The sequence below is a fragment of the Bifidobacterium sp. ESL0800 genome (assembly GCF_029395355.1).
In the GTDB taxonomy this organism is placed as follows: Bacteria; Actinomycetota; Actinomycetes; order Actinomycetales; family Bifidobacteriaceae; genus Bifidobacterium.
The window spans coordinates 468,534-494,521 of the sequence record NZ_CP113913.1; the positions used below are offsets into that span (position 1 = coordinate 468,534).

Annotated in this window: 22 protein-coding genes; 10 read left to right on the forward strand and 12 right to left on the reverse strand. The window is 59.4% G+C overall.

The features are described from left to right. Window positions 1-147: 147 nt before the first annotated feature. From OZX75_RS01915 to OZX75_RS01925, 3 genes are all read left to right on the forward strand, one after another. Window positions 148-1,611 carry an L-serine ammonia-lyase gene (locus OZX75_RS01915; protein WP_277146571.1) on the forward strand — a complete coding sequence of 488 codons (1,464 nt, stop codon included), beginning with the start codon at window positions 148-150 and terminating at the stop codon, window positions 1,609-1,611. A 135-nt stretch (window positions 1,612-1,746) separates the two neighbouring features. After that, window positions 1,747-2,154: an FKBP-type peptidyl-prolyl cis-trans isomerase gene (locus tag OZX75_RS01920; RefSeq protein WP_277146572.1), complete on the forward strand. Its 408-nt coding sequence runs from the start codon at window positions 1,747-1,749 to the stop codon at window positions 2,152-2,154. A 113-nt stretch (window positions 2,155-2,267) separates the two neighbouring features. After that, window positions 2,268-2,750 (forward strand): GreA/GreB family elongation factor, encoded by a 483-nt coding sequence (locus OZX75_RS01925; RefSeq protein WP_277146573.1) that lies wholly within the window; start codon window positions 2,268-2,270, stop codon window positions 2,748-2,750. A gap of 133 nt (window positions 2,751-2,883) precedes the next feature. Here OZX75_RS01925 and trhA read toward each other — a convergent pair whose 3' ends face one another. Next, entirely contained in the window at window positions 2,884-3,714 is an 831-nt protein-coding gene (gene trhA / locus OZX75_RS01930) for a PAQR family membrane homeostasis protein TrhA (RefSeq protein ID WP_277147336.1), read from the reverse strand. 369 nt (window positions 3,715-4,083) lie between these two features. Here trhA and OZX75_RS01935 point away from each other — a divergent pair, with 369 nt between their 5' ends. Beyond that, on the forward strand, window positions 4,084-5,574 hold the full coding sequence (locus OZX75_RS01935; protein WP_277146574.1) for a sensor histidine kinase: 1,491 nt from the start codon (window positions 4,084-4,086) through the stop codon (window positions 5,572-5,574). A 311-nt stretch (window positions 5,575-5,885) separates the two neighbouring features. Here the strand turns inward: OZX75_RS01935 and OZX75_RS01940 are convergent, their stop codons facing one another. The 3 genes from OZX75_RS01940 to OZX75_RS01950 all read right to left on the reverse strand — a co-directional run bounded on the left by OZX75_RS01940 (window position 5,886) and on the right by OZX75_RS01950 (window position 9,078). Next, window positions 5,886-6,164 (reverse strand): WhiB family transcriptional regulator, encoded by a 279-nt coding sequence (locus tag OZX75_RS01940; RefSeq protein ID WP_277144447.1) that lies wholly within the window; start codon window positions 6,162-6,164, stop codon window positions 5,886-5,888. A 99-nt stretch (window positions 6,165-6,263) separates the two neighbouring features. Further along, a complete protein-coding gene (locus tag OZX75_RS01945) occupies window positions 6,264-7,613 on the reverse strand; it encodes an LCP family protein (protein WP_277146575.1) in 1,350 nt (449 codons plus the stop codon). 70 nt (window positions 7,614-7,683) lie between these two features. Continuing rightward, window positions 7,684-9,078 carry an LCP family protein gene (locus tag OZX75_RS01950; protein WP_277146576.1) on the reverse strand — a complete coding sequence of 465 codons (1,395 nt, stop codon included), beginning with the start codon at window positions 9,076-9,078 and terminating at the stop codon, window positions 7,684-7,686. A gap of 232 nt (window positions 9,079-9,310) precedes the next feature. On the opposite strand from OZX75_RS01950, the gene OZX75_RS01955 reads away from it, so the two are divergent. Together OZX75_RS01955 and OZX75_RS01960 are read left to right on the forward strand one after the other, a co-directional pair. After that, window positions 9,311-12,454 (forward strand): glycosyltransferase family 2 protein, encoded by a 3,144-nt coding sequence (locus OZX75_RS01955; RefSeq protein ID WP_277146577.1) that lies wholly within the window; start codon window positions 9,311-9,313, stop codon window positions 12,452-12,454. After that, on the forward strand, window positions 12,451-14,163 hold the full coding sequence (locus tag OZX75_RS01960; protein ID WP_277146578.1) for a DUF5719 family protein: 1,713 nt from the start codon (window positions 12,451-12,453) through the stop codon (window positions 14,161-14,163). Before OZX75_RS01955 ends, OZX75_RS01960 begins: the two co-directional genes overlap by 4 nt. Window positions 14,164-14,298: 135 nt before the next feature. Here the strand turns inward: OZX75_RS01960 and OZX75_RS01965 are convergent, their stop codons facing one another. Continuing rightward, entirely contained in the window at window positions 14,299-14,736 is a 438-nt protein-coding gene (locus tag OZX75_RS01965) for a metallopeptidase family protein (RefSeq protein ID WP_277146579.1), read from the reverse strand. A 95-nt stretch (window positions 14,737-14,831) separates the two neighbouring features. On the opposite strand from OZX75_RS01965, the gene OZX75_RS01970 reads away from it, so the two are divergent. Together OZX75_RS01970 and OZX75_RS01975 are read left to right on the forward strand one after the other, a co-directional pair. Beyond that, window positions 14,832-15,650 carry an HAD-IIB family hydrolase gene (locus tag OZX75_RS01970; protein WP_525930257.1) on the forward strand — a complete coding sequence of 273 codons (819 nt, stop codon included), beginning with the start codon at window positions 14,832-14,834 and terminating at the stop codon, window positions 15,648-15,650. 196 nt (window positions 15,651-15,846) lie between these two features. Then, on the forward strand, window positions 15,847-16,563 hold the full coding sequence (locus OZX75_RS01975; RefSeq protein ID WP_277146580.1) for a ComF family protein: 717 nt from the start codon (window positions 15,847-15,849) through the stop codon (window positions 16,561-16,563). Between the two features lie 101 nt (window positions 16,564-16,664). Here the strand turns inward: OZX75_RS01975 and OZX75_RS01980 are convergent, their stop codons facing one another. From OZX75_RS01980 to OZX75_RS01995, 4 genes are all read right to left on the reverse strand, one after another. Then, window positions 16,665-17,981 (reverse strand): Y-family DNA polymerase, encoded by a 1,317-nt coding sequence (locus OZX75_RS01980; protein WP_277146581.1) that lies wholly within the window; start codon window positions 17,979-17,981, stop codon window positions 16,665-16,667. A gap of 8 nt (window positions 17,982-17,989) precedes the next feature. Beyond that, complete coding sequence (locus OZX75_RS01985; RefSeq protein ID WP_277146582.1) at window positions 17,990-18,637, reverse strand: LexA family protein; 648 nt, start codon at window positions 18,635-18,637, stop codon at window positions 17,990-17,992. 166 nt (window positions 18,638-18,803) lie between these two features. Further along, complete coding sequence (locus OZX75_RS01990) at window positions 18,804-19,895, reverse strand: sensor histidine kinase (RefSeq protein WP_277147340.1); 1,092 nt, start codon at window positions 19,893-19,895, stop codon at window positions 18,804-18,806. Between the two features lie 76 nt (window positions 19,896-19,971). Continuing rightward, entirely contained in the window at window positions 19,972-20,718 is a 747-nt protein-coding gene (locus OZX75_RS01995) for a response regulator transcription factor (protein ID WP_277146583.1), read from the reverse strand. Between the two features lie 181 nt (window positions 20,719-20,899). On the opposite strand from OZX75_RS01995, the gene OZX75_RS02000 reads away from it, so the two are divergent. Beyond that, the gene (locus OZX75_RS02000) at window positions 20,900-21,511 is read left to right on the forward strand and encodes a CarD family transcriptional regulator (RefSeq protein ID WP_277146584.1); all 612 of its coding nucleotides are present in this window, start codon (window positions 20,900-20,902) and stop codon (window positions 21,509-21,511) included. A 186-nt stretch (window positions 21,512-21,697) separates the two neighbouring features. Here the strand turns inward: OZX75_RS02000 and OZX75_RS02005 are convergent, their stop codons facing one another. From OZX75_RS02005 to OZX75_RS02015, 3 genes are all read right to left on the reverse strand, one after another. Beyond that, the gene (locus OZX75_RS02005) at window positions 21,698-22,534 is read right to left on the reverse strand and encodes a metal ABC transporter permease (protein WP_277146585.1); all 837 of its coding nucleotides are present in this window, start codon (window positions 22,532-22,534) and stop codon (window positions 21,698-21,700) included. Then, window positions 22,531-23,445, reverse strand: a complete 915-nt coding sequence (locus OZX75_RS02010) for an ATP-binding cassette domain-containing protein (protein ID WP_277146586.1) — start codon at window positions 23,443-23,445, stop codon at window positions 22,531-22,533. Before OZX75_RS02010 ends, OZX75_RS02005 begins: the two co-directional genes overlap by 4 nt. Before the next feature lie 123 nt (window positions 23,446-23,568). Continuing rightward, window positions 23,569-24,672 carry a metal ABC transporter solute-binding protein, Zn/Mn family gene (locus tag OZX75_RS02015; protein WP_525930258.1) on the reverse strand — a complete coding sequence of 368 codons (1,104 nt, stop codon included), beginning with the start codon at window positions 24,670-24,672 and terminating at the stop codon, window positions 23,569-23,571. A gap of 377 nt (window positions 24,673-25,049) precedes the next feature. Between OZX75_RS02015 and OZX75_RS02020 the strand changes: the two genes are divergently transcribed. Further along, window positions 25,050-25,946 carry a bifunctional methylenetetrahydrofolate dehydrogenase/methenyltetrahydrofolate cyclohydrolase gene (locus OZX75_RS02020; RefSeq protein ID WP_277146587.1) on the forward strand — a complete coding sequence of 299 codons (897 nt, stop codon included), beginning with the start codon at window positions 25,050-25,052 and terminating at the stop codon, window positions 25,944-25,946. The last annotated feature ends 42 nt before the right edge of the window (window positions 25,947-25,988 follow it).

Sequence of the window (25,988 nt, forward strand, 5' to 3'; positions counted from 1 at the left end):
TACGATTCGTCTTGAAATTTGGTTGATCTATCTTTAGGATTTGCGGACGATCGGGTTTGCTCAATTGAAATAGTTCATATGATCGGTATTTTGCAGATTCGCACACAAAGAAACCTGCGGTGTACAAAGGCACGTTAGAATAATGGCATGTTCACTATTCTCGACATGTTCAAAATCGGCGTGGGACCGAGCTCGTCGCATACCGTCGGCCCGATGATCGCCGCCTCCAATTTCGTCGCCTCGCTTGACGAACGTGACCTGCTGGGCCGTGTCAGCCGGGTCAGGGTCACTCTTTACGGCTCGTTGTCGATGACAGGGCTTGGCCACGGCACCGACAGGGCCGCGGTGGCTGGGCTGGAAGGCAACGTGCCGGCCACGGTCGACACCGATCATCTCCTCAATATCAAAGAGGAGTGCGAGAACACCGGACGGCTCAATCTCGACGGAAAGCACAAGATCAGGTTCGATTACGACAACGATGTCGTCTTCGAGCGTTGGAAGATGTTGGCCGCGCACCCCAACGGCATGCGTTTCGAGGTGTTTGACGATCACGGCGAAGCAATGGACAACCAGGTCTGGTATTCCATCGGAGGCGGGTTCGTACGACTTGGGCACGCCGACGATCTGATGATCGGCATTCACGAGAAGGCGCCGAAAGGCAGCACCTTCGCCGAGGAGGCGAGCGTCGACAGCAGCAACGATTTCCCGCCCGAGGCCCCGTATCCCTTCTCCAGCGCCAACGAACTGCTTGAGATATGCAAGCGTGAAGGCAAAAGCATCTCTGAAATCGTATGGGCCAACGAGACGGCCACCCGAACGCCGAAGGCGGTCAAAGAAGCGTTGCTCAACGTCTGGCATCACATGGACGACTGTGTCAAAAACGGCTGCACGTCGACGCAGAAGACATTGCCCGGAGGCCTTGACGTGCCCCGGCGCGCGCCGAAGATCTATCGCGAGCTTTCCGGCAATGCCGATATCCTCTCCCATAACGTACGTCGGCCGGCCGCCGTGCTGGAGACCTCGGAATGCACTTGGGTCGATCTTTTCGCGCTCGCGGTCAACGAGGAAAACGCCGGCGGCGGCCGTATCGTCACCGCGCCGACCAACGGATCGGCAGGCATCATTCCGGCGGTGCTTGAATACTATTGGCATTTCGCCGGTTCCGCCAATGAGGAAGGCGTCATCCGCTTCCTTTTGGCTGCAGGAGCCGTCGGTTATCTCTTCAAGCGCAACGCCTCCATTTCCGGTGCCGAAGTGGGGTGCCAGGGCGAGGTCGGTTCCGCCGCTTCGATGGCGGCGGCCGGGCTCTGCGAGGTCATGCAGGGCACGCCACGGCAGGTCGAGAACGCCGCGGAGGTGGCCATGGAACACCATCTGGGCCTGACCTGCGACCCGGTGGCCGGCTTGGTTCAGATCCCCTGCATCGAACGCAACGCCATGGCCGCCAACACCGCGATCAATGCGGTGCGTATGGCACTTCTCGGCAACGGGCAGCACATGGTCAGCCTCGATCAGGTCATCAAGACCATGAAGGACACCGGTGCCGACATGATGTCGAAGTACAAGGAGACATCGGAAGGCGGACTGGCCGTCAACGTCGTGGAATGCTGACAAAGAACGGCATCCCACATGCCCGAAAATGGACGACCCCCTCTCGTAAGTTCTGTGCACTTTCGAAACGATGATGAACATCGGGGTGCATCAGTGCTAACCTAATGAAAATGTAAACTACAAGGAGGCCTACGTATGGCTACGAATATGCCCGAGGTGAATGCCGAATTCGGCGCGAAGCCGGTTATCAAGTTCCCCGACACCCCCGCCCCGGCCGGGCTCAAGGCCGTCGAACTTATCGAGGGCGACGGCCCGATGGTTCGTTCAGGCGACACGGTCACGGTGAATTACCATGGGGTCGTCTGGGGCAAGGACGAACCCTTCGACTCGAGTTTCGAGCGTCACCAGCCGGCGAGTTTCGGCATCGGTGTCGGCCAGGTCATCAAAGGCTGGGACCGTACGGTTCCGGGCCACAATGTCGGCTCGCGTCTGGTGGTTTCGATTCCGCCGGAATACGGCTATGGCCGGCAAGGTATGCCGCAGGCCGGGATAGGCGGCGATGACACGCTGGTGTTTGTCATCGACATCATCTCCACGCGCTGAAGCACGGAAATCCAAAACGATTGACCGGCTGCAGCGCCGGTCATATTTGTTTTCTACCGTCTGGCACTATCCGGGCGCAGAACACAAAACCGATAACAAGGCAAGGAAGAATCATGGCAGAGGAAGAAAAGACCGTTCTGCTCACGCAAGAAGCCTATGACAAGCTTCAAAAGGAGCTGGCCTACCGTCAGGGTGATTATCGTGACGAGATCACCCAGCGCATCGCGACGGCTCGCGCCGAAGGCGACTTGAGCGAGAACGGCGGCTATCAGGCCGCCCGTGAGGAACAGGGCAAGAACGAGGGGCGCATCAACGAGCTGATCGTCAAATTGCGCAACACGAAGATTCTGAAGGCGCCGCCGGCGGGAAAGGTGGGCAACGGCTCATTGGTCACCGTGGAGCTTGCGGGCAAGGAGATGAAGTACGTGCTCGGCTCCCGTGATATCGCCGTGGCGACCGACTATGACGTCATCAGCCCCGAATCTCCCATTGGCACGGCCATCATGGGTGCCAAGAAAGGCGATGAGGTCTCCTACAAGGCTCCCAATGGCCGTGAGATCACGGTGAAGATCATAGACTCCAAGCCGATGAAGTAAGGCCAATCGTCGTTATTGTTCTATATGCCTTATTCGTAAGGTGAATATCAAAAGGTCCGGATCCACCATTTCGTGGTTCCGGACCTTTTTGTATCATGTCTTGCGTTCTTGAGGCGAATGGACGGCCGGCTGCCTATGGGCGCACTTGCCAGAGACTGACGATGACCATGTAGATGGCCACCATGTGGCAGGCGTACCCGGCCACGGTACCCAGGTGGAAGATCTCGTGGAATCCGAAGACGCGCGGCCACGGATCCGGACGCCGCAGCGCATAGACGATGGCCCCGGCGATGTAGCAGGCGCCGCCTGCCGCCAGAAGAACGACCACCGCCGGCCCCGCGTAAGGCGAGAACCAGAAAAGGTCGAGGAAAGCCACCCCGGAGACGCCGAAGACGATGTAGACGGCGGTGTAGAGCCAGCGTGGGGCGTTGATCCAGATGACGTGGATGAGCAATGCCACCAGTGTACAGGCCCACATCCCGCCGATGACCCCGTTGCGCCAGTTGGGCGTCAACGCAAACGAAACCGGCGTATAAGTGCCCGCGATTAACAGGAAGATGTTCATGTGGTCGATGCGGCGCAGCAGATCGGTGGTTTTCGGCGACCAGTCACCGAGATGGTAGGCGGCCGAATTGGTGAACAGGAACGTCGAGCAGATCATGAAGACGGCGCACGCCCATTTCAGTGCCGTCCCCTCGGCAAGGCAGATGAGCACGATTCCGGCGGCCAGAGCCAGCGGCGCCGCGACGGCATGAATCCAGCCGCGCAGCAACGGTTTCGGGCGTCCGTGGACGTCGAGACGTACTTTGCGACCGGGCATGGGCGGGGGAGCGATGCCCAGCGCTCGTGCGGCTTTGACCTCGCCTCGGGCGATGACGTATGCCGCCCGCTCGTCGGCTTTACGGCGAATGGTGTCGGCCTTGCTATGTGCTTGCGTACGGATGGCGTCGGCTTTGGCCTCCATGGCCTGTTGCCGTGCCTCGGTGACGGAGGTTTCGATGGCCTTGGAGGGTTCTGCGGACTGTGCCGAATCGGAAAGATCGGGGGTGTTTTGTGCTGTTGCCGCGGATGGAGAGAGAACGTCATTTCGACTGGGGGCGTGGCGGTTCCGATTTGCGGCAATGGCGTCGTCGATCGTTTTTTTGGCGGACTTGTCGGACATGGCCCCTCCAGAGTCTCAGGTGTTTTTACGCCGCGGGTAGACAGGTGAAAACACCAATGAAACAGCAACTGCTTACGCAAGCGTAACTTACGTTATCGTAACCTAAGTTCGTGACATAGTATTTTTCAGCCTTGCGATATCAAAGCAACCGTCTCATAGTATGATTGAACCATGGCTGATTTTGATGAGATTCTCGCCGCGCAGTCCGATTTTGACGCCGGCGACCGTGAATGGCTTCATTTGTTGGTGGCGGACTGGCAGGTCATCGCCGATTTGAGTTTTGCGGACCTGCTTCTGGTGCTTCGGCGTGACGATGGCAAATACATCGTCGCCGAGCAGTGCCGTCCCTCCACGGTGATGACGATGCGTAGCGACGACGCCGTAGGCAATGAGGTATCCGAAAATCTCGTTGATGAAATCGACACGGCGATGAACGTCGACGGCGTTCTGCATACCACGACGTTGCATCAGGTCGGCAAATCGAGTGTCTGCAACGTCTACGCGCCGGTGCGCTGTGGCAACAAGACGCTTGGTGTGGTGGTGCGGGAGACCAATATGTCGACCCGCGAATCCAACGGCCGCTACGAATCCGAAAGCATCAACGCCGGCAAGATGCTCTTCGAGATGATTCCCCGTGGCCAATTCCCCTATCACGACGCGTTGATGAGCCAGCAGCACAACGCCAGGGTCTCGGACGGCTTCATCATTCTCGATCCCAACGGCATCGTGAAGTACGCCGCTCCCAATGCCATCAGCTGTTTCCGCAGGCTCGGTGACATCACCGCAATGGAAGGGCACTATTTAAGCGAAATCGGGACGCAGCTGCTCCATCCCAAGGATCCGGTCCCCGAGACCCTCCCGCTGGTCTTGAGCGGCAAGGCGGCGGCCGACTGCGAGCTGGACGCCAACAATTCCATGGTCTCGATGCATTCGCTGCCGCTCTACAATGAGACGGGCCGGGCCGGCGCCATCGTGCTCTGCCGCGATGTCACCGAACTGCGTCGCCGCGAGCAGGAATTGCAGACGAAGGACGCCACCATCTCCGAAATCCACCACAGGGTGAAGAACAATCTGCAGACGGTGTCGGCTTTGCTGCGCCTGCAGGCCAGGAAGACGAAATCCCAGGAGGTCAAAACGGAGCTCAAGGAGGCGCAGCGGCGCATCCAGACCATCGCCACCGTGCATGAAGGTCTGAGCCAGACCGTCAACGAGATCGTCGATTACGACGCCGTGATCTCCAACTTGCTCAAGATGAGCGTCGATTTGGCTACGATGGACGACCAGCATATCCATATCCGCTACATCGGCAAGTTCGGTATGATGCCGGCACAGGACGCCACGCCGCTGTCCTTGGTCTTGACCGAGCTGATCACCAACGCGGTGGAGCACGGCTTCGAAGGCCGCAAGGAAGGCAACATCACCATTTCGGTAGGCCGCAGCGGCAATCATCTGAACGTGGTGGTCGAAGACGACGGTTCCGGACTGGCCGCGGAGGAAGACAACGGCATGGCCCGAACCTCGGGTTCCGGGCTTGGCACCCAGATCATCAACACCTTCGTGACCAACGACTTCAACGGCACCGTGCGTTGGGGCGAGCGTCAGGGGGGAGGCACCAGGGTCATTCTCGACATCAACCTGCGTGCGGCACAGGAAGGCGACTGATCCTTGCGCTGAAGGATGCCAATCCGCCGGATGAGATTTTGCGGAGTGCGGGCCGGCACAGGGCCGGGAAAGGCCTTGTACCGGCCCGCACCCGTATCTCGTATCTTGTCGTCACGTGTGTCCGGTTGTGTCCTGATTCAGTCATGCACGAGAGCGTGATACGCACGGTGATTGATTCCTGCAGATGGTTTTTCGCATAACGGCATATAGTGATGTCCCTCCCGATGATAAACCGGAAGGGACATCACTATAAAGGCTGCAACAAATCTCAGCTTTGCGACGCATCATGACGGCGCGTCGCAAAGCCGCGATCAGACCTGCATCTGCATGTTCTGACTGCGGCGGGCGCGCATGGCGCGGCGCTTCAGGGCACGGCGCTCATCCTCGCTCAGGCCGCCCCAGACGCCGTAGTCCTGATTGGTGTCGAGTGCGCACTTGAGGCACGCGTCGATGACCTTGCAGGTACGGCAGATGGCCTTGGCCTCTTCGATCTGCTGATAGGCGGCGCCCGTGTTGCCGACGGGGAAGAAAAGCTCGGGATCCTTGTCGCGGCATGCCGCTTTGGCTCGCCAATCAAAAGCATTACTCATAGAAGCAAACGACCTTCCTGTTGTCCTCGACTGCATTCCACTACTTAGATAATCACGAAAAGCAGATTTTTTCAAGGGTTTTCACCGAAAAAAATAGTGTTAATTTTGTCCAACCGATTCCGCCAGAGTGCCGACGGTCCCCGGCTTGTGGTCTCCGGATGCGAGCTGAGAGAACAATTCGAGGTTTTTCGAATCGTCCAGAAGAACGCTCGAACCGACTCCATCGACGTAATAGTCCGGGTCGGTCCAATAAACGGAGCCGGAGATGCCGGATTTCCCTGTAGCGGCTTTGAACGCCTTGGCCATCGACAGCAACGTGAGCGGGTTGGTCTGCTTATCGACTTCGATGGAGGAAAGGGCCGCCTTGGCGACTTTCTGCGCCTTTGTCGGGCTTTTCATGATATCGGACGATGAGGCCTTGCTCATGATGGCCCCGATGACCTGACGCTGTCGCTCGGCACGTCCGAAATCGCCTTTTGGATCGGAGTAACGCATACGCGAGAAGGCAAGTGCCGTGCCGCCATCGGCCACATGACAACCAGCCTGCCAGTTGAGTCCTGAGTAAGCGTCATTGACCGTGTTGTCGTAGCAGAGTTTGACCCCGCCAAGGGCGTCAACCACGTGGGTCAGCCCATTGAATTTGATCTCGGCGACATGGTCGATTTTCTGGCCGGTGATATCTTCCACTTTGCCGGTCAGTGTCTTTTTGCTTTGTGTTTCGGCCACGGCGTTGATCTTCATGTTCGTTCCATCGACTTTGACCAGCGAATCACGCGGAATCGAAATGAGCGAGGAGGAACCGTGGGAGGGCTTGGTCAGCACGAGTATGGTGTCGGTGCGGAAGCCCGGAGTGTCGTCGGCGCTTCCCCCGACTCCGGAATCGTCACGTTCGTCCGAACCGAGCACGAGCCAGGAGGTGCCGTTGGTATTGACTTTGCCGGTCAGCCAATCGCTTTTGTCGAGTTGCGAATTGGCCCAGTTCCAGCAGCCGAAGATCGCCAGGACAATGACCAGAACAATGGCGAGCAGAGCGGAAAGCACCCAATGGTGTTTTTTGTGTGGTCTGGTCGCCTCATTGCCGAATCCCGAGCCGAACCCCGAAGGTTGGGCTCGGCTCGGACGTTTCGGTGATATCGCAGAACCGTTGTATTCCCGTTTTGAACTCCGTGAAGACGAGGAACGTGCCGGGGACGCGATGCGCGAGGAACCCGTACTCTGACGGGGTGTGCGTGGCTGGGCCGGGGCTAGGGCCGGTGGCTGGTCCGGTTTTTGAATTGGCCGGTGACTGGCCGTCCTTTTGCGGGGTTTGGCAGGAGAAAAGGCGGGAGGGACCTGCGGGGTGGCGGAGGGAACCGGTACCCGTCCGGTGTCCGGACGCTTGCGTGCGCCGGAGGGTATGAAGCTGGGTGGGGTTCCCTGCGCGTCGAATCCACCTGACTGCTTGACCATATACCCTCCCGAAAGCTTAGAGCAGTTACTACTTTTACTCGCGGGAGGATGCGAAGAGGGGAGGGTTTGCCTACTTCTGCGCAGGAACCGCACATACGGTCGCGTTGAGGTACTGGTTGGCCACCCCCATGTACTGGCCGGTGACGGGATCATGGATCATGCCGTTTTCCGGGTCCACGGTTCCTCCGGTGACGGGGTCGATGAGTCTGCCGTCGGAGGCGGTAATGAGTCCGGTCTTCGGATCGGGAGTGCCCTGCTGGGTTTGGGTGCCATTGGCATCCTGGCCTTGGTTTTGACCCGTCGTGCCTTGGCCTTGGCTCGGGCTCTGGTTCTGAGCGCCCGTGCCTGTGTCCTGTTGGGTCAGCGGCTTGTATTCGCGCAGTTTGGCCCAGGTTTGATCGGCGTCATCGGACCAGACCACACGGTTGTTTGGATCGGTGGGCGCCGGGACGACCGAAATGGTGCGTGCATAGAGATGATCGGGTTTGATGCTGTGCAGGCTCAGGGCGAGTCCGGCCAACGTGGTGACGCTGGAAAGGCCGCTTGAGATGCTCAACGATTTCAACGCTTCGTTGGCCAGACGGTACAGCTGTGCACTGTTGGTCAGGAGGTTCTTCGACAACGCCTCGGTGAGTATCTCCTTGACCAGATACTGCTGGCGTGCGGTACGCATGATGTCGCTGCCGTCGGTGCCGGTCCCGTGGCGCATACGGGCGTATTCGGTGGCCTGCGTGCCGTCGAGGTGCTGGAGGCCGCGCTTGAGGTCAAGTCCCGTGTAATCGTCCTTCGTGTCGGTCGGCAGGCAGACGTTGACCCCGCCGATGGCGTTGATCATGCCTTGCAGGCCTTGGAAATCGACCACGATGAAGTGCTCGAGCTTCAGCCCGGTCAACGCGTTGACGGCATTCATCGTGCAGCTCGCGGCGCTGGCGAGGTCGCCGCCTTGGTTCCAGCCCGAGGCGAAGATGGAATTGAACATCACATTGTGTTGTGCGGGAATGATGCCTTTGCTGGTCTGGCAGCTCGGTGCGTCGACCATGGAATCGCGGGGGATGGAGACCAGATTGATATAGGAGCGGTCGGCGCTGATCTGCACGACCATGGTGGTGTCGGCGTTGTGTTCGCCTTCGTCGTCGCTGCCGCCGAGTGCGGCGTTGTCTCCGCCCGCTCGCGTGTCCTGTCCCAGAACCAGGAATTCGATGGGCTTGCCGGCATTCGGATCGACGAGTTTCTCTTCTTTGCCATGTGGCTGGATGATGGGCTTGACCGCTACAGGGGCATGCGCCAACGTGAATGCGGCCACACCTACCGCGGTGGATACGCATACGACGATGGCCACCAACGTCATGATGATGGCGCTGCGTAGCCGGTGGCGAACGATATAGGCGGTACCGTGCATGGGCTTGGGGGAGCGCCAGCCTGCGAGGTTGGGTATCTTGAGGTCTTTGATACGGTGTGAAGCCATACCTCGCCTTTCTGTTTACCCGCCAGCCGAAGTCTCAAAGCCATCACGGGACTGCCATTCGTTATTCCTAGAGGGCATTGTATGCCTAGAGGTTGAATTTTTCCTGAAAATCCGTTGCCATAGACGCATTACGCATGGGTACTCATGATACATAATGTCCGATATAACCGTGAATTCTTTCACTTCGATTGCTGCCGGCACGGTAGAGAGGCCATCGTCTACACTGGTGAGCATGAGTTCCAACGGCAGTGTCGATATACAGCGAATTGTGGCCGAGGTCATCGGCTCCAGACCCCGAGTCAAGGGGCAGAGCGTCGATCGAAGCGTCGCCGCGATTGTCACGGTCGAACATGATGTACGGTTTTTCCCCGCTACTCTGCGTGCGTTGATGGTCCAGAAGGTCCTGCCACGCACCATTGTCGTCGCCGATTGCACGGGTGGCACCGCACAGCCGATGCGTACGGGCTTCACCGTCTCTGCCCTGCCCGAACCCGGAGGCGGGGCGGCGCAGCTTGCTGCCGATCCCCCCGAGCGTGTCGATGTCCAGTTGGTGCGAGCCGCCGGGGCGCGTTCCTTCGCTGATGCAGTCGCCAAGGCCTTCCTCTACGCCAGTCTCCCCGCCTCCGTCCGTGCGCTTTGGCTTCTGCACGACGATTCCAGGCCTGTGGGTGCCGGTTGCCTGGAGGCTTTGGTCGAGGCTTGGCACAACACGCCCACGGTTTCGCTGATCGGTGCCAAACAGCTCGATTGGTCTGGTTCTGCGCTTCATAACGTCGGCAGTTACGCGGGCAAACATCGTCTGGAAAGCCTCGTGGTCGACGGTGAACCCGATCAGGAACAATATGACGGGCGTGCTGATGTGTTTGCGGTCTCTTTGGCAGGTGCCCTGTTGCCGTTGCAGACCAAAAAAGACGTCGGGGAGATCAATCCGTGGTTTACGACGTTCGCCGAGGGCGCCGATTTTTCACGTCGTATCTGTGAGTCCGGGGGCCGGGTCATCGTCGTGCCGCAGGCCCATATCGCCCACCGTCGCGCACGTTTCGAAGGCATTCGGACAAGGACCGGCGCGCCTATCGACGAGGAGAATCCGGTGGATGCGACATCTGCCACACTCGATGCCGCCCAGAAATACTATTACACCGATATCCGCACGTTGTTCTGGCCGCTGGTGTGGGTGCTCAACCTGCTGCGTGCCCTGTGGCATGCCATAGGTGCCCTTCTTGCCAAAAGCCCGTGGCGTGCCTGGTGCATACTCTGCCTGCCGTGGCGTATGCTCGGCCAGTTGCCGCAGATGATCCATGCCCGGCGACAGCAAAGCATGCGTCATGGGGCCGGGGCGCCCGCCTTGGACCTGCTCTGCGCCGATCGCAAGCAGATCGGGGAATGGCGTAAACGCAGCCGTGCCCTCGACAGCCAACAGCACATCGAGCTTCTTTCCCCTCTTGCGAAAAGCCATTTGCGTATGCGTGCGATACGGCGTTTCGGCTTTGCGGCTCTTATGGCCGTCGTGGCTCTGGTGACGGTCATCGTCTTCGAATGGAACGTATTCCGCCAGGCATTGGGCGGCGCCAGCCTGTATTCGCCGTCGTGGCTTTCCAGTGGGGCAGGTTTCTCGACATTGCTTTGCGCCGCAAGCACCCCGTGGGCCTTCGGTGTCGGCGTCGGTGTGCCTGCGCCCCCTGCTCCATGGCTGATGGTCTGGCTTGTGGCCTCGGTCGTTACGATCGGACATCCCGTCATCGCCATATCGTTGATGTTCTTCCTTGCGGCCCCTGCCATGGCGCTTGCTTTCTGGGCATTGGCGGGTGTATTCACCCGTTCCGACTGGGTGCGGGTGGTCGTCGGCCTGCTGTGGGTGGCCTTGGCCTTCGCCTTGGGCGCGTTCGGGAGCGCGAATATTGCGTTGTTGATGGTGATGGTGTTCCTTCCGGCGGCTTTTGCGTTCACGTTCAGGGCCGTCGGCATGTATGGCACTGAAGATTTGGTGCACTCGCATGCGTCCGTGCAGGCTGCGGGTTGCGCGGCGTTGTGTTTCGCGGTCACGGTTGCCTGCGAACCGCAGCTGATATTCCCGCTGATTGTCTGCCTTGTGTTCTTCCTGATCCTTGTGCGTTCGCATCGGCTGATGCTGCTGCTCATCCCGGTGCCTGGATTGGTGCTTTTGCTGCCTACGCTGGTCAACAGCGTCCACTATGCAAGCGTCGGGGCATGGCGGCAGCTTTTCGCCGATGTCCTTCAGCCTGTGCCGGATTCCGCTCCGGCGTCCCTCTCCGCAGGACAGATCATCTCCCGCGCCTTTGCCCTTCCGTTCGGGGTTGATATGCGCGTGCAGCTGTTCAACAGCCAGCGCGGCTTTGAAACCTTGGCGATTCTGGCGGCGTTGTGCGTCATCGTGGTGGTGGCTCTGGCCGCGTTGCTGCTGCCGTTCGCTCTTCGTGCCTCGCGGATGATGTGGTTCGTTGCGCTCACCGGCCTCGTACTGGCCATGGCGGCCTCGAGAATCTGTGTGTCACTCAAGGGCGGTGACGCCTTCGCCGCGTCTGTGCTTCCGGGCGTGGTGCTGGCCCTTTTGGCATTGCTTTCCTGCGCCTGCATCGTCTCCGGCGGTGCCGTCAAGCGTTTCGTGCCTTTGAGGATTTCGGAAAGCGAGCAGGATAGAACGAACGCTGAATCCAACGGTGTCAAGGACAAAGTCAAGGGCATAGCCATCAAATTCGGTCGTGCCCTGCTTGTCCTGGTACTGGCGCTTTCCGCTTGTTCGGCCGCAGCGTTCGGCATGATGTCTCGGGGCAATGAAGTCGAGGCGAGCGACGCCGGATTGCCGATGGTGGCTGTGGACTATCTGCAGAACAAGGAAAACCATCGCGTACTGGCACTTCAGGCCGTCACCGGCAACCACATCGATTTTTCTGTGATGCGCTCGCGGCGTGGCGATCTCGTTGACGTTTCACCGGCATGGAAGGCCAGCGTGGCCTCCGGTGCCGGCGATTTGTCGGCAGATCAGATTGCAAAGGCCAGCAGCGAACTGCTTTCCAACGGCAACGATGATGCCATTGAAACCCTAGCCAAGCTCGGATTCGGCGGTATCTATGTCTCCGCTGATAAATCCACCTCCGATCGTGACGCCACGTTGCGTCTGATCAGCAACATCAATTCCAGCGACGGGGTCCAATCCGTGGTGAACGCAACGCAAGGAACCTATTATCGACTGACCAAGGTGGACGAAAAGAAACAAGGTGTGCCGATCAAGGGGCAAAATGCCGCACAACACAGCGCCTGGCGGAAAACCTGGCTATGGTGCTTGGGACTGGTCATGGCTGTCTATGTGCTGGTGGCGATTCCCAGAACGCGCGGATACGGACGGGAACAGGCATGAAGAATACGGAGAACATCATGAATAATGACATGGACGACGACAACCCTGGTTCTGCGCTTCCCTCTCTCGGACCAAACGTTCCCGCCCCTCCAGCGGCTTCCGGGGTTTCCAACGGACCCGATTATCCCGGCAGCAGCGAGGATATCCGGCAGGTGCAGGGCTCGATGGCCGATTCGGAGTCGGCGAGTGTGAACGATTCACGCTCGCGGTCGGCTTCTCGTTTCGTGTTGGCGGTGATTACCGTGGCGGTACTGGTGGCTTTGATGGTAGCGGTGGTGCTGGTGCCTTTGCCTGCGTGGCTCGTCGACTCCGGCAGAGCAGGCAACGCCGCTGGGGCGCAACAAGTCGACCAGACGGATCTGACCTATTATTGTCCGTCCCGTATGGCGCTTTCAGACAATGGAAAATATGGTGACAGCGCCTTCCAAGCCACGGAAGGCAACGTCGCTTCGTCGGCCAGATACGCCGCTTTCGGCTCCGTCTATGAAGCGAGTGTCGGCGCGGTCACCAATGGCAGTGTTGCCGATAACAAGAAGCTGACCGGAGGCGACACGCTCGACAGCGCTACGGTCAAGACCTATTCCGGTTCTGCCGATCAGGGGTCACAGGCCTTCGAAACGCGTCTGTTGAAAGCGAAATCCGGTACGGGTGCAGCGGCATCCGTGGCTTCGTGGGCCAGCGAGGGCGATCTGAAAGGCCTGGCTGCTTCAACCTGCGTCGTTCCCGCACTCGAACAGGATTTCCTGCTTGGACCCACCACCACCGGTGTCACGCAGCAATTGTCCGTAGCCAATTTCTCGTCGAAAGCCACCTCGTTGCAGGTTCAGGTATGGAGCACCAAACACGGTTCCCCGTTGCGGCTTTCCACCGGCAACGTCGTCAATATCGGTGCCAATGGCGAGGCCACCCTGGAACTATCCGCGGCGGCATCCGGCGCCGAGGCTCTTTTCGTGAAAGTCAAAAGCAAGGAGACGCCGATCGCGGCGGTTGTACGCAGCGTGGAGCTTGAAGGGCTCAACGCCAAAGGCTCTGATTATGCAGTGCCTTTGGACGCCGCTTCCAAGAAGGCATATCTGCCCGGAATCGTCGACGGTGACCAGGTGACGGTATACGCCCGTGCCGAGCAGGATACGGATCTGAACCTTTCCTGGGTTGACGCCAAAGGAGCGTCGTCGGCAAAGACGCAGCGTCTTGAGGCCGGCAAAGTCGTTCCGATCGATCTGGGCAAGGCGCCCGAAGGCGTGATTGGGCTTGAGGCAAATGCTGCCGCCCCTGTCAACGTAGCGGTCAAAGTGACCCAAAATGCCGATTCGGGTACCGATTTCGCCTATGTCACACCTTCGTTGGCCTATGCTCAGTCGGCGGTCGTGCTTCCCGACCATACCGATGGGACGCTGTTGCTGCTCAATAGCGCGGAGCGCGAGACCAAAGCCACTTTGCAAGGGTATGATGCTTCCGGCAAACCCGCAGGGAGCAAGCAGGTCACGCTTCCATCCAAGGCCGGGACCAGCATCGTTGCCAAGGACGTCGGCGACCATGCAGTGATGTTTCGGTTGAAGAACGGCAAAAACGTATCGATGGGCATGAGGCTTACCCAGTCCGATGTCACGAATGCCAAGCTCGCTTCGGTCGCCTATCTTGGTGCGTCGGGCCTTGAGCCGCGCAATATGAAGGTATGGAGCACCGACAATGCCGGGATCGTGCACTGAAATGAGGGTGTGTGGCCTGCTTCACTATGTGCTTGACGTTGCGTGCTAACTGCAGGCATGGCTGAATGGCGTGGAAGTCGGCATACCAGACGTAAACCTTGAATATGCCGAAATCGACGGCATATCAGCCGGGTGCTATAACTCGGTACCGGTCCAGTCGGGGTCGATTTCCTCGGGTCTACGGCCGTAGAGGTCGGCAAGTCTGGAGACCAAGGCGTCACGTATCGCCCATTCGAGTTCGGTTTTGTCGGGATGGTGCATCTGCATGGGCATGCGGTAGAGCACGATGCGTGCGGGGATGCCGTGGTTCGCCGCGAAATTCTGCGAGGTCGGGTTGCGCCTGGGCTCCCAAGGCGCAGGAGTGGAAGGCGGCACGTCCTCGACGGCGAATTGCACCGGGCGCACAAGCTCCGGCCACGCTGCGAGCAGCCGCCGTATCTGGGAGGAGACCATATCGTCGAACATGCCGCAACGGGAGCGGTAGCGAGGCAGGCGTACACCGAACATCGGGGTTCTTGTACCGCGTCCGTGCCGGTTCCGATAGACGTGGGTCTGCCAAGGTGGTCGCAACATGGTTTCATTCTATGGTGCGGCATAGGCATTGGTAGTCGTAGCATAAAGGGATATTGGGTATATTGGGCAGTCGATGTCAAAGAACGGAGCGATTGATGGCGGCAGACGCGAATGCGGCGATAGAAATGTGGCGGGATCACGATCTTTCCGCGCTTGTGAAGGGTACAAAGGTGATTGCCTTTGACCTGGACAACACCTTGGCCCGTTCGAAAAAACCCATGCATCACGACATGGCCTCACGTTTCTCGACTCTGACACGCCTCATCGATGTGGCCCTCATCACCGGCGGCCGCTTTGAATTGGCGAAAAGCCAAGTGCTCGATGTGCTCGAACCAGATGCCGACCGCACGCGCATCCATGTGATGCCGACCAGCGGCACACGCTATTTCCGTTGGCGTCAGGGGCGATGGCGATGCCTCTATTCCAATGACCTGGATACCGCCGACCGCAAAAGCGCCATCGCGTCCATCGAACGGCACGCACGCGAACAGGGAATCTGGTTGGAACATACCTGGGGGCCGCGTATCGAGGACCGAGGCAGTCAGATCACGTTTTCCGCATTGGGACAGGAGGCGCCGGTAGATGCCAAGGAGCGTTGGGATCCGGACAACAGCAAGAAAAACCGTCTTGCCAAGGCGGTTGGCGTCGATCTGCCCGATCTGGTGGTGCGCTCTGGGGGTTCGACCAGTATCGATGTCTCGGCCCGTGGGGTCGACAAGGCCTATGCCGTGCGTAGGCTTTGCTGCATTGTGGGCTGCTCGGTCGATCAGGTTGTTTTCATTGGCGACCGCATGGATCCGGACGGCAACGACTATCCTGCTGCCATCATCGGCACGAAGCCGATCCTCGTCTCCGGCCCCGGGGATACGATTCAGGTCTGCAACCGTCTTATCGAGGCCTTGTCTGTGTCCTGATTCTCCTTGTCTCCGGGCGGCATATCCGTCTCTACGTCTTTTGTTCTTATCGTCGGTTTCGATTCGTTGCGTTTGGTGCTTTTCCGACAAGCGGCTTGAATACCGCGACACGCCCGGGATGTGGATAACCTGGAGCATTCGACCACAGTGATCTGTTTTTCCTCGGTCTCACGGGAAAATCGGATAGCTTTGGGGTATGAAAACCGCCGACTTAAGAATTCATGATGCGTTCAGCGCCTGGTGCATCGCCATCCGTGATCTGCTCCTGCCGAGGGGCTGTGCCGGATGCGATGCGCCTGATGAGGTGCTTTGTCCTTCGTGCGCCGCCCTTTTCCGGCATGCCTATTCGAGGCAATTGCCGGGGAAAGTCGGATACTGCTATGGGTGCTCTTGGTATCAGGGAGCCGTTCGACATGCGATTCTCAACTGGAAAGACCACGGCGACGAGGAATGCGACCGTATCTTCGCTGTATTGATGGCTGATTTGACGGCAAAGGTGCTGCGACGGCAAGGGGCTTGCGCCCATGGCTGTGCCCTTGCGTTGGTTCCGGCACCTTCGTCGCCTTCTTCGATGCATCGGCGTGGACGATGGCAGACGTTGCCGCTTACCAGGTTGATGTCGCGAAGCCTGAACGTCGACGGGCTTTGCGCTGTCACGAAACCGGTGTTGAAGCTTGAAGGCGTGCATGGCAAATCGGTGCAGGCGGCAGGGGCCGCGTCGCGTTCGCGAAGAATCGACGGGCATGTGCATGTTGCCCAAGATTTGAGCGGTGATGATTCGTTGTTCGTGGTTGTCGACGATATCGTCACGACAGGCGCCACCATGGGCCAGTGCATGTCGGCGTTGACGGCGGCGGGGGCCAGGAGAGTCATCGGGCTTGCGCTGGCCTGTACGCCGAACCGCTCGCAATGACGAGATTCGTCGGCCATATCGTCTTCTATCAGCCGACTGTGCGGATAATTCGATGAATCCTATCAATGTATGACAACTGCCGTATCTGCTGATTGCATTCGCTAATTGGCATGGGCTATGGCCATCTCATCCCAGCGTGTGGTGGCTCGCGGGGAGAGCATTTCACGTCTCATGGTCCATGAAGCCCCGGTGTCTTCATCGCAGCGTCCTTTTCCGCGGATACCGCCATAGCCGATGCCGACCCGGGCTGTGCCGAATTTTCTGTTGGCCTCATCGATTACACCTCCCAGATTGTGGTCGTCGCGCCTGGCTTCAAATCCATGCAAGGTGGTGAAGTCTTTGGCGTCCTGCAGGCCGAGCAACAGCACCCCGGCCCTGATATAGCGGGCATGCGGGTCGGCTCTGCCACGCATGGCCTCGCATGCGGCCTTGGAGATGACCAGCGGGTCGTCGCTGGGGTCGCGCAAGGTGGTTGTCGCATGAAAGGACTGATAGCTGTTTTCAGGCCCGAACGGGCTGGTGGCGCAGAATGCGGCAACACAAGAGCACAGGCTTGATTGGCGGCGCAGCCTGCGGCACGCCTTCTGCGCGTAGACGCTCAGGGCCTGATTCAGTTGAGCCATGTCGGTGACGGGTTTCGAAAACATGCGCGAACACAGTATCTCGGACTTGCGTTTGCCGTCGTTGGCGCTGGCGTCGCCGACGATGCAGGGAATACCGTTCAACTCCAACACGGTGCGTTCCAGGAGAATCGAGAAGCGGTGCCTGATGGATACCGGGTCTTGGCGCTGCAGATCGAGCGCGGTGACGATGCCCATGGCCTGCAGCTTGCGTGTGAGTCGCCTGCCCACGCCCCATACATCGCTGACCGGTATGGAAGCGAGAGCCGCATCGCCGTATTGTGCTTCGATGTCGCGCCACAGGCTCACACCGCCGCTTTCCGGATGCTGTTTGGCCCAATGGTTGGCGACCTTGGCCAATGTTTTGGTCGGAGCGATGCCGACGCTCACCGGTATGCCGACTCCTTGTAATACGGCTTTGCGCATGGACCTGGAGATTTGCATGGTCTGCGAGGCGTCGGTTGAAGGAGAGAGGAAGCATTCGTCGATGGAATAGATTTCCTGACCTGGCATGAACCTGCTCATCACCGACATCATCCGTGCCGACAGGCTGGCGTACAACTCGTAGTTCGAGCTGCGCGCGACCACGCCTGCCTGTTGTGCCTCTTCGCGGATGCTGAACCACGGCGTTCCCTCCTTGACGCCCAGCCGTTTCGCCTCCGCGCTGCGGGCCACCACGCATCCGTCGTTGTTGGAGAGCACGACGACGGGTTTGTCGGCCAGTCGCGGATCGAAAACGCGCTCGCAGGAGGCGAAGAAGCTGTTGGCGTCAGCCAGCACTTGAAATGACTCGCTCATACGTTCTGCTAGTTGCCGCGTTGGGGGAAGGGGTAGATGGTGGCGCCGCCCGACCAACCCGGGCTGCGCGAAGCGAGCCCGGTGGTTCCGTTCGCCTTCTCGGTGGCACCGGAATGGTATGCGGATGCATTGGACATGCCGGGACGGGTGATGCCCGGCAGGGCAGAGCCGAACCGGCTGGAACGGCTTTGGATGTGGAAATTGCCGGTGACCACACCCCATATCACCAGTTCCTCGGCGTTTTGGGGCGAGAAATCAGGGTAACGAGGGTTCTCGGGATGCAAGATTGGCGTCGATCCGCGCATAAGAAGGCGTTTGACGGTCAGTTCGCCGTCAAGCACGGCCACCACCACGTCATCGACCTGCGGTTCAAGCGAGCGATCGACCACCAGAAGGTCGCCATCCCAGATGCCGGCGCCCTCCATGGAGTCACCGGCGACGGTGATGATGTAGGTGGTGTCAGGGTTGCGGATGATGTGTTCGTCGAAGCTGAAATCACCTGCAAAATAATCCTGCGCGACCGACGGAAACCCTGCGTGCACCGCTTCGAGGGCGATGGGGATGGGTGTCGGCGCAAGCGTCGAACGAAAAACTCGGGTGACCCTGCAATCCTGCCCAGGGTCGCCGCATGTCAATCTGCATGATGTCGTGGTCATGATCGCACGCCTCCCAATAATCGAACGTTTGTTCGAATATTATTGTGTCAAAAGGTCGAGACAATAAAATAGAACATATGTTCGATTATGTGAGAACGCGTGAGAGGATACCGGAAAAATGGGACCAATACAGGACGGGCCCTAAACGGATAACCTGCCGAGACCGTCAGAGCGTTGTTTTCCCTGTTGGTTCGTCGGCGGCGATATGGAATTTCGGCAGGGTGATCTCGAAATCGGTGCCGCGGTTGTCGTCGACGACCTTGACGTTGCCGCCGTGCAGCTGTGCCGCCCAACGGGCGATGGAGAGTCCGAGGCCGGTGCCGCCGGATTCGGTGCCCGGGCCCGACTTGCCCTTGACGAAGCGGCGGAAGATGTCCGCACGCGCTTCCGGTGGAATCTGCGAGCCGAAATTGACGACGTTGGTGATCACCGTGCCGTGGATCTTGTCTTCGTGGGCCTCGACGAGCACCGTGGTGTTGTCTGGCGAATGTTTGAAGGCGTTGGAGATGATATTGGTGAAAAGCTGGCGCAGCCTGTCCTGGTCGCCTTCGATCTCGATGGAATCCGGCACGTGCACATCGACGTCGTGGGCGTGGCCGGCATCGGCGATTTCCAGCGGTTCCAGCGTCTCTTCGATGAAGTCGGCGAAGTTGAACTGCTCGATGTTGAGGCTCGCCGCTCCGGCCTCCATGCGCGAGAGGTCAAGCAGGAAGGCGATGAGATCGGAAAGCCGGTGGGTCTGGTTCAAAATGCCTTCGAGGTTGGCCGGGGTGGGGTCCACCACGCCGTCGGCGAGGTTCTCAAGCATCGCCTGCAGGGCCGAGACGGGAGTGCGCAATTCATGGGAGACGTTGGCGATCATGTCACGCCGCATCTGGTCGGCGTGCTGCAGTTCCTCGGCCATCTCGTTGAACGAACGGGCGAGCTGCCCCACTTCGTCGTTGCTTTGGTCGCTGACGTGCACGCGCACCGTATAATCGCCTTCGCTCATTGCCCTTGCGGCATCGCGCATCTGGCGCAAGGGGGAGGTGAGTCCGCGCGAGAAGAAGTAGGTGATGCCAAGTGCCACCACGAGGGTGAGCGGCATGGCGATCCAACCGCTCAGCCCCACTTTCAGCAGGAACCACGCCATGACGAACGCGATGGCGGTGGCGACGACGATGATGATGCTCAGCTCCATTTTCAGTGATGAGAAGAATCCTATCGGACGCTCGTTGTCCAATATTTTCTTGCCGGGCTGATGGGTATGGTTGTTCATCGTTGTGGTCACTGTGCTCTTTCGGAATTGGGGGGTATACAAAAAGCAGCCCCGTAGGGCTGTCGATTGTTTATGGTCACTGCGCGGCAGGTGTTGAGACGGTGCCGTCTTCCGGCGGCTCGAACGCATAGCCGACGCCGTGGGCGGTGCGGATCAGATCGCTGCCGAGCTTGTGGCGCAAAGCCTTGACGTGCGAGTCGACGGTGCGGGTGCCGGAGGCATCGGGCCAGTCCCACACCTCTTCCAGCAGCTTCTCGCGCTTGAAGACGGACTTGGGTTTGCGGGCCAGCGTGGCCAGAAGGTCGAATTCCGTAGGGGTGAGATGCACCTGCTTGCCGTTTTGGGTGACGATGCGCTGGCGCGGGTCGATGATCAGCGTGCCGAAGTCGAGCACCTTCTCGTTCTCGTTGTTCTTGGCGATGAGGGTGGCACGCTCGACACGGCGCAACAGGGCTTCGCAACGGGCGATGAGTTCGCGCGGGGAGAACGGCTTGGTCATGTAGTCATCGGCACCGGCGGAAAGTCCCATGACCTTGTCGGCCTCTGAATCGCGGGCGGTGAGCATAAGCACCGGCACCGGGCGTTCGGCGATGATGCGTTTGGTGGCTTCGATGCCATCCATGACGGGCAGCATGATATCCATGATCACCAGGTCCGGCTTGATCTGGCTGGCGGCGCGTACGGCGCTCGCCCCGTCTCCTGCCACGCGTGCGGTCCATCCGTTGGCAGTGATGCGCTGGGCGATCGCCGTGGCGAGATCAGGCTCGTCCTCGACCACCAAGATGGTGCGCGGTGTCTTCTGATGTGCCGAAGTGTTGAGCATGTGTCCTCCGCTTTCAAAAACATTGCTACAAATAACCTATTATAGGTTCCGGCGCACCCAATTGGCTTTCAACTGTGGTTTTCATCGGTTTTAGCAGTTTCTATCGGTTCGCAGCAAGGATAAACGTCCGCAGCGCGTGAAAAACTTAGACACATTGCGTTTAAGGGTTTTCGGAGGTTCCATGGATTACAAGGTTGGGGATGTCGTCGTTTATCCGCGTCACGGCGCGGCGAAGGTGACAAACTTCGAGAAGCGTACGGTAAAGGGCGTTACGCGCGATTATCTACAGCTTTCAGTGCTTTCCAGCGATGGTCTGGTCATCGAGGTGCCGGTTGAGAACGCCAAGAAGGTGGGCATCCGCAATATCGTCGACGGCAAGGAGGTCGCGAAGGTCTTCGAGATCCTGCGTACCCCGATCGTCGACAACGAGAAGATGAACTGGTCACGGCGCTATAAGCTCAACGTCGAGAAGATCGCCACCGGCGAGGTCAACAAAATCGCCGAGGTCGTACGCGATCTGGCTCAGCGCGACGTCGACGAGCACGGGCTTTCCGCAGGCGAGAAGCGCATGCTGACCCGCGCCCGCAACATCCTCACCTCGGAGATCGCGCTTTCCGAGCATATCGACGAGGATGAGGCGCAGCACCTGCTCGACGTCAATCTGGGATATGCCGAGCCCACGCCCGAAGATGCCAAGCACCATTCCCAGGCGCCTGAGGAGCCGGCGAACAAGACGCTGGCCAGGGTCGAGGCCGAAAACAAGGACGCCAAGGGTTCCAAGAAAAAGAAGTAGCGGTTCTTCCGGCTTCAAGCTGGGCCGCTGCAACCGTTGATTCGGTTTTTGACGTAACGTTGAGGGTCATCTCGATATCAGGAGATGGCCCTCAATGGTATAGGTATGTATAAATATCGTTTCCCGGCGATCCGGCGGTCCAACGTTGTGGTGGTCCGGTAGCTCGGTTGTCCGGCCGGAACGGCCTCAGCGGCGGCGCAACGCCTCCACGCCTTTGGCGAGCAGCCAGAACAGCGTGGAAATGGTGACGATGACGAAGCTTGGGGGAGTGGGCATCATGGCCGAGACCACCAACCCACCCCAGATCGAGATCAGGCACAGCAGGCTGGAAAGCACCATCGAACGCAACGGCGTACTGGTGAGGATGTTCGCCGTGGCGGCGGGGGTCACCACCAGCGCGAAAATGAGCAGCGTGCCTACCGCGGGCACCGCGATGGTGATGACGCCGGCCATGATGGCCATGAACAGCACGTTCATCACGCCTATCGGCACTCCCTTGGCCTGGGCGACCTGCTCGTCCAGGGAGCTGAACAGCAGCGGGCGATAGACCACGGCCATCACCGCGAGCAGCAGCACGTCGAACATCGCGAAGCCCAAGACCTGATCGCCCGTGATGGTCAGGATCGAACCGAACAATATCGCCTGCATCTGCTGCGCGGCCGAACTCGACATACGGGAAAAGAACAGGCCCAGACCGGTGGCGAAAGCGAGCACGGTGCCGGTCGCGATCTCGCGCTGCGAGGCCTTCTTGCCCAGCGCCCCGATGGTCAGCGCCCCGCCAAGTGCGAAGACGCCGAGGCCAAGCGAGACCGGCAGACCGAGCAAGACGGCCCCCGTGGCTCCGGGCAGCCCGATATGCGCCAAGGCATGCGCGGCGAAGGTCGAGTGACGGGCGATGGTGAAATAGCCCATCACGCCTGCGGCCAGCGCGATGCACAGGCCTGCGATGAAGGCGTTGTGCATGAACGGCATCGAAAGCGTTTCCAGCCATTCACGATTGAATCCGAATTGAATGTGGCTCATAGCTCCGCCTCCTGCTCGCGGTTTTCGGCGTGATGACGGTGGAACCCGGCGACTTCGTCAGGATTGTGGATATCCGGTGTGATGTCCTCCGGTTCATCCGGGTCCGGAGTGACGAACATATCTCCCTGAGGGGTGGTGACCACTTGCACTTTCGTGCCGTAGAGATGGGTCAGCAGATCGGCGTCCAGCACCTCGTTCATCCGTGCGTAATGCGGGTGCCCGTCCAGCAGATAGACCGCGCTGTCGAGAATCGGCAGCAGCATGTTGAGGTCATGAGCCACCACCTGAATGGTCATGCCCATTTCATGGTTGAGTCGAGCCAGCACATGTACCGTCTCGCGTTGGGCGGCAAGATCGAGATTGGCCAGCGGCTCATCGAGCATCAGCAGTTTCGGACCGCTCACCAGAGCCTGTGCGATGGCGACGCGTTGCCGCAGGCCTCCCGACAGCTCGGAAAGCCGGTAATGACGTTTATCGTCCACGCCGGTGAAGGACATGGCCTCGCGCGCCCGTGCCCGTTGCGCCCGTGTGACGGGGTGGATGCCGAAACGCGTTCCGGTGAGCCCGAGCAGCACGGATTGCTCGGCGGTGAGGTTCGACTCGATGTCGCCGGCATAGTTTTGCGGCACGTAGCCGATCAGGTGGTTGGTCGTTCCCGCCGGCCCGCCAAGTACGGTCAGACTGCCGTTGAACAGCGGCAGAAGACCGAGTTCCGCCTTCATCATCGTGGTTTTGCCGGCGCCGTTCGTCCCGACGATGGCGGTGATGGAACCTGAGGGAATCGAGAAATTGCCGTGTTGCCAGATGATTCTTTCGCCGCGTTTGATGCCGGCGTCGCGGAAGACCAGCGCCGGTTTGTCGTCTGCGGTTCCGGCTTCCTGAAGGCTTTCGGGTTTCGTCTCTGCGTTCATCTTCTTGTTCTTTCGCTGGCGATCGAATGAAACACTGCTTACGGATTGATATATAATATAGTATAATTGAAATTGAAAATCATTCTCAAATAGCAGTGAATTGTTCGTTTGGCGAAAGCGGGATTACTTGCCGGGGTCGGTCTGTCCTGCATTCGAAGGTACCGAACCGTTGCTCGTGCCCGGGGCCGCAGGCGTCTGCTGGCTGGAATCCGTTCCATTGCCGGACTGCCCGGAGTCGTTGCTGTTGCTGCCGCTGTTGCCGGTGTTCACCTTCTCATGGCCGGCAACGCTCGCTTTGAAATCAGCCATGGCCTTGTCGATGCTTTTCGTCAGCGCCGTAATCCAGCCGGTAAGCGTGGTCTCGGATTGCGGCATCTGTTCACTGACATCGACGACGGGCACTTCGGTGCGTCCGGCCGTTCCGGTCAGGAGATTGGTGGTATTGCTCGCCTCCTGCGTGTTGTTGATGAGCAGGTTGACGTCGCGCCCGGAGATCAGATGCTGGAACTTCTGCAAGTCGCTCGGCGCAGGCTCGCCTTCGCTCCCGACGGCCTGCGTATAGCCTTTCGGGGTCTTGTCGGTGAATCCGAGGTCGTCCATCAGGTAATAGGCGACCGGTTCCGTGGCGCCGTAGGTGGCGTCCTTGTACTTGCGCGAGAATGTCTTCATCGTTTCTTCGAGCTTGGTCTCACTCGCCTTCCAGGTCTTCAGACGGGCCTGGAATTGCTTGGCTTTTGCGGGCCGCGCCTTGGCGAAGGCATCCTCGAGTTCCGTCGCCATCGCCTTGCGTGCGTCCTTGGAGAACCAGAGGTGCGGGTTGTCCCCGGTGCTTGCCCCGACCGCTGTGGCCGCCGAAACGCTGGTGGTGCCCTTGACGATGGATTTGCTGGCCCAATTGTCGTATCCCGCGCCGTTCACGACCACTATTTCGGCGCCTTGCAGTTTCGCCATATCGGCGGTCTGCGGTTCGAAATCATGGGCATCGACCGAGACGGTGTTGACGATCGAGGTCACCTTGACGTCCGATCCGCCGATTTGCCTGGCCAGCGAGCCCCACTGGTTGATGGAGGCCACCACCTTGATCGGTCCGCTTGCCTGCTTGGAGCTGTCGTTCGTCTTGCTTGGCGGCTGGGAGTCATTGCCGCCGCCGCAGGCCGCAAGGCCGAAAACCAGGCAAAGAGAGCCTACGAAGGCCATAGCCTTGGCCTGCCATCCGAATCGCTTCATACTGACCCCCTGGTCGATGTCCGTTAGCCGTTGGTTTGTATAGCTTTCATTTCAGTATAACGACAAGGCGATATACGGAAACGAGAATCGTTGTCAAACAACGAATACGGTCATACTCGTATATCCAAACTTTTGGTTTTGACAGCACGGAACCGAACGTCGCGCTGCAGGGCTCCTGCGGATTTCGTTGTTTTAGTTGGTCTTTTAATAGGTTTGAATCATTGGCTTATAAGCGGTTATAAGCAAAGGGTATGGCGTCGATAGTGGACACGCCTGCGTTTGTGGGCGGTCTGCACTTTACAATCGATAACTATGGTGTCTGGCTTGAACACGGCCGGACGGAATGTCGAAATACGTATTTCTATGAAGGAACCAACATGGCAGATGTGCAACGGACTCCTCTCAGATTGGACGGGAAGGCCGCGGCCGCGGCCATCAAACAGGATCTGCGCGGGCGTGTGGAAAGGCTCAGGGCCCAAGGCGTGAAGCCGGGCTTGGGTACCATCCTTGTCGGCAACGACGTCGGTTCGCACAAATACGTGGCGGGCAAACACAAGGATTGCGCCGAGGTCGGCATCGCCTCCATCGCGGTTGAGCTGCCCGAGACCGCCGGCGAGCAGGAAATCATCGACGCCGTCGAGCGGCTCAACGCCGACCCTCAATGCACCGGGTACATCGTGCAGTTGCCGCTGCCCGAAGGCGTCGATTCCAACGCGGTCATCGCCCACGTCGACCCGGCCAAGGATGCCGATGGCATGCACCCGGTCAATCTGGGTGAACTCGTGGCGCATATCGACGGCGGCAACCCCGCGCCGCAGCCCTGCACGCCGCGTGGCATCATCACGCTTCTGAAGCATTACGACATCGATCTGAACGGGAAGGATGTCTGCGTCATCGGCCGCGGCATCACTGTCGGCCGCACCATCGGCCTGATGCTCACGAGCAAAGATGTGAACGCGACCGTGACCCTTTGCCATACGGGAACCAAGGATATCGGCGAGCATATGCGTGCGTCCGATGTAGTCATCGCCGCCGTCGGCCGCGCCGGATTCGTGCGGCCCGAGGATATCAAGCCGGGGGCGGTGCTTGTCGACGTCGGCGTCTCGCGCGTCTATGACGAGCAGGCAGGACGTTACCGCGTGCGCGGTGACATCGACAAGGCCTGTTACGCCTTGAGTTCCGCATACACGCCGAACCCCGGGGGAGTAGGGCCGATGACCCGTGCGATGCTCCTGGCGAACGTCGTGGAGATGGCCGAGCGCAAGCTTCATTGAGCCGACGGCGACACGCCCGGATTCTTTGGAATGCTTTGACTA

What these genes read in the sequence shown, in the direction of transcription:
- OZX75_RS01915 (WP_277146571.1), top strand. Translation starts at nt 148, where the DNA reads ATGTTCACTATTCTCGACATGTTCAAAATCGGCGTGGGACCGAGCTCG.
- OZX75_RS01920 (WP_277146572.1), top strand. Translation starts at nt 1,747, where the DNA reads ATGGCTACGAATATGCCCGAGGTGAATGCCGAATTCGGCGCGAAGCCG.
- OZX75_RS01925 (WP_277146573.1), top strand. Translation starts at nt 2,268, where the DNA reads ATGGCAGAGGAAGAAAAGACCGTTCTGCTCACGCAAGAAGCCTATGAC.
- trhA (WP_277147336.1), bottom strand. Translation starts at nt 3,714, where the DNA reads ATGGAGGCCAAAGCCGACGCCATCCGTACGCAAGCACATAGCAAGGCC.
- OZX75_RS01935 (WP_277146574.1), top strand. Translation starts at nt 4,084, where the DNA reads ATGGCTGATTTTGATGAGATTCTCGCCGCGCAGTCCGATTTTGACGCC.
- OZX75_RS01940 (WP_277144447.1), bottom strand. Translation starts at nt 6,164, where the DNA reads ATGAGTAATGCTTTTGATTGGCGAGCCAAAGCGGCATGCCGCGACAAG.
- OZX75_RS01945 (WP_277146575.1), bottom strand. Translation starts at nt 7,613, where the DNA reads ATGGTCAAGCAGTCAGGTGGATTCGACGCGCAGGGAACCCCACCCAGC.
- OZX75_RS01950 (WP_277146576.1), bottom strand. Translation starts at nt 9,078, where the DNA reads ATGGCTTCACACCGTATCAAAGACCTCAAGATACCCAACCTCGCAGGC.
- OZX75_RS01955 (WP_277146577.1), top strand. Translation starts at nt 9,311, where the DNA reads ATGAGTTCCAACGGCAGTGTCGATATACAGCGAATTGTGGCCGAGGTC.
- OZX75_RS01960 (WP_277146578.1), top strand. Translation starts at nt 12,451, where the DNA reads ATGAAGAATACGGAGAACATCATGAATAATGACATGGACGACGACAAC.
- OZX75_RS01965 (WP_277146579.1), bottom strand. Translation starts at nt 14,736, where the DNA reads ATGTTGCGACCACCTTGGCAGACCCACGTCTATCGGAACCGGCACGGA.
- OZX75_RS01970 (WP_525930257.1), top strand. Translation starts at nt 14,832, where the DNA reads ATGGCGGCAGACGCGAATGCGGCGATAGAAATGTGGCGGGATCACGAT.
- OZX75_RS01975 (WP_277146580.1), top strand. Translation starts at nt 15,847, where the DNA reads ATGAAAACCGCCGACTTAAGAATTCATGATGCGTTCAGCGCCTGGTGC.
- OZX75_RS01980 (WP_277146581.1), bottom strand. Translation starts at nt 17,981, where the DNA reads ATGAGCGAGTCATTTCAAGTGCTGGCTGACGCCAACAGCTTCTTCGCC.
- OZX75_RS01985 (WP_277146582.1), bottom strand. Translation starts at nt 18,637, where the DNA reads ATGACCACGACATCATGCAGATTGACATGCGGCGACCCTGGGCAGGAT.
- OZX75_RS01990 (WP_277147340.1), bottom strand. Translation starts at nt 19,895, where the DNA reads ATGAACAACCATACCCATCAGCCCGGCAAGAAAATATTGGACAACGAG.
- OZX75_RS01995 (WP_277146583.1), bottom strand. Translation starts at nt 20,718, where the DNA reads ATGCTCAACACTTCGGCACATCAGAAGACACCGCGCACCATCTTGGTG.
- OZX75_RS02000 (WP_277146584.1), top strand. Translation starts at nt 20,900, where the DNA reads ATGGATTACAAGGTTGGGGATGTCGTCGTTTATCCGCGTCACGGCGCG.
- OZX75_RS02005 (WP_277146585.1), bottom strand. Translation starts at nt 22,534, where the DNA reads ATGAGCCACATTCAATTCGGATTCAATCGTGAATGGCTGGAAACGCTT.
- OZX75_RS02010 (WP_277146586.1), bottom strand. Translation starts at nt 23,445, where the DNA reads ATGAACGCAGAGACGAAACCCGAAAGCCTTCAGGAAGCCGGAACCGCA.
- OZX75_RS02015 (WP_525930258.1), bottom strand. Translation starts at nt 24,672, where the DNA reads ATGAAGCGATTCGGATGGCAGGCCAAGGCTATGGCCTTCGTAGGCTCT.
- OZX75_RS02020 (WP_277146587.1), top strand. Translation starts at nt 25,050, where the DNA reads ATGGCAGATGTGCAACGGACTCCTCTCAGATTGGACGGGAAGGCCGCG.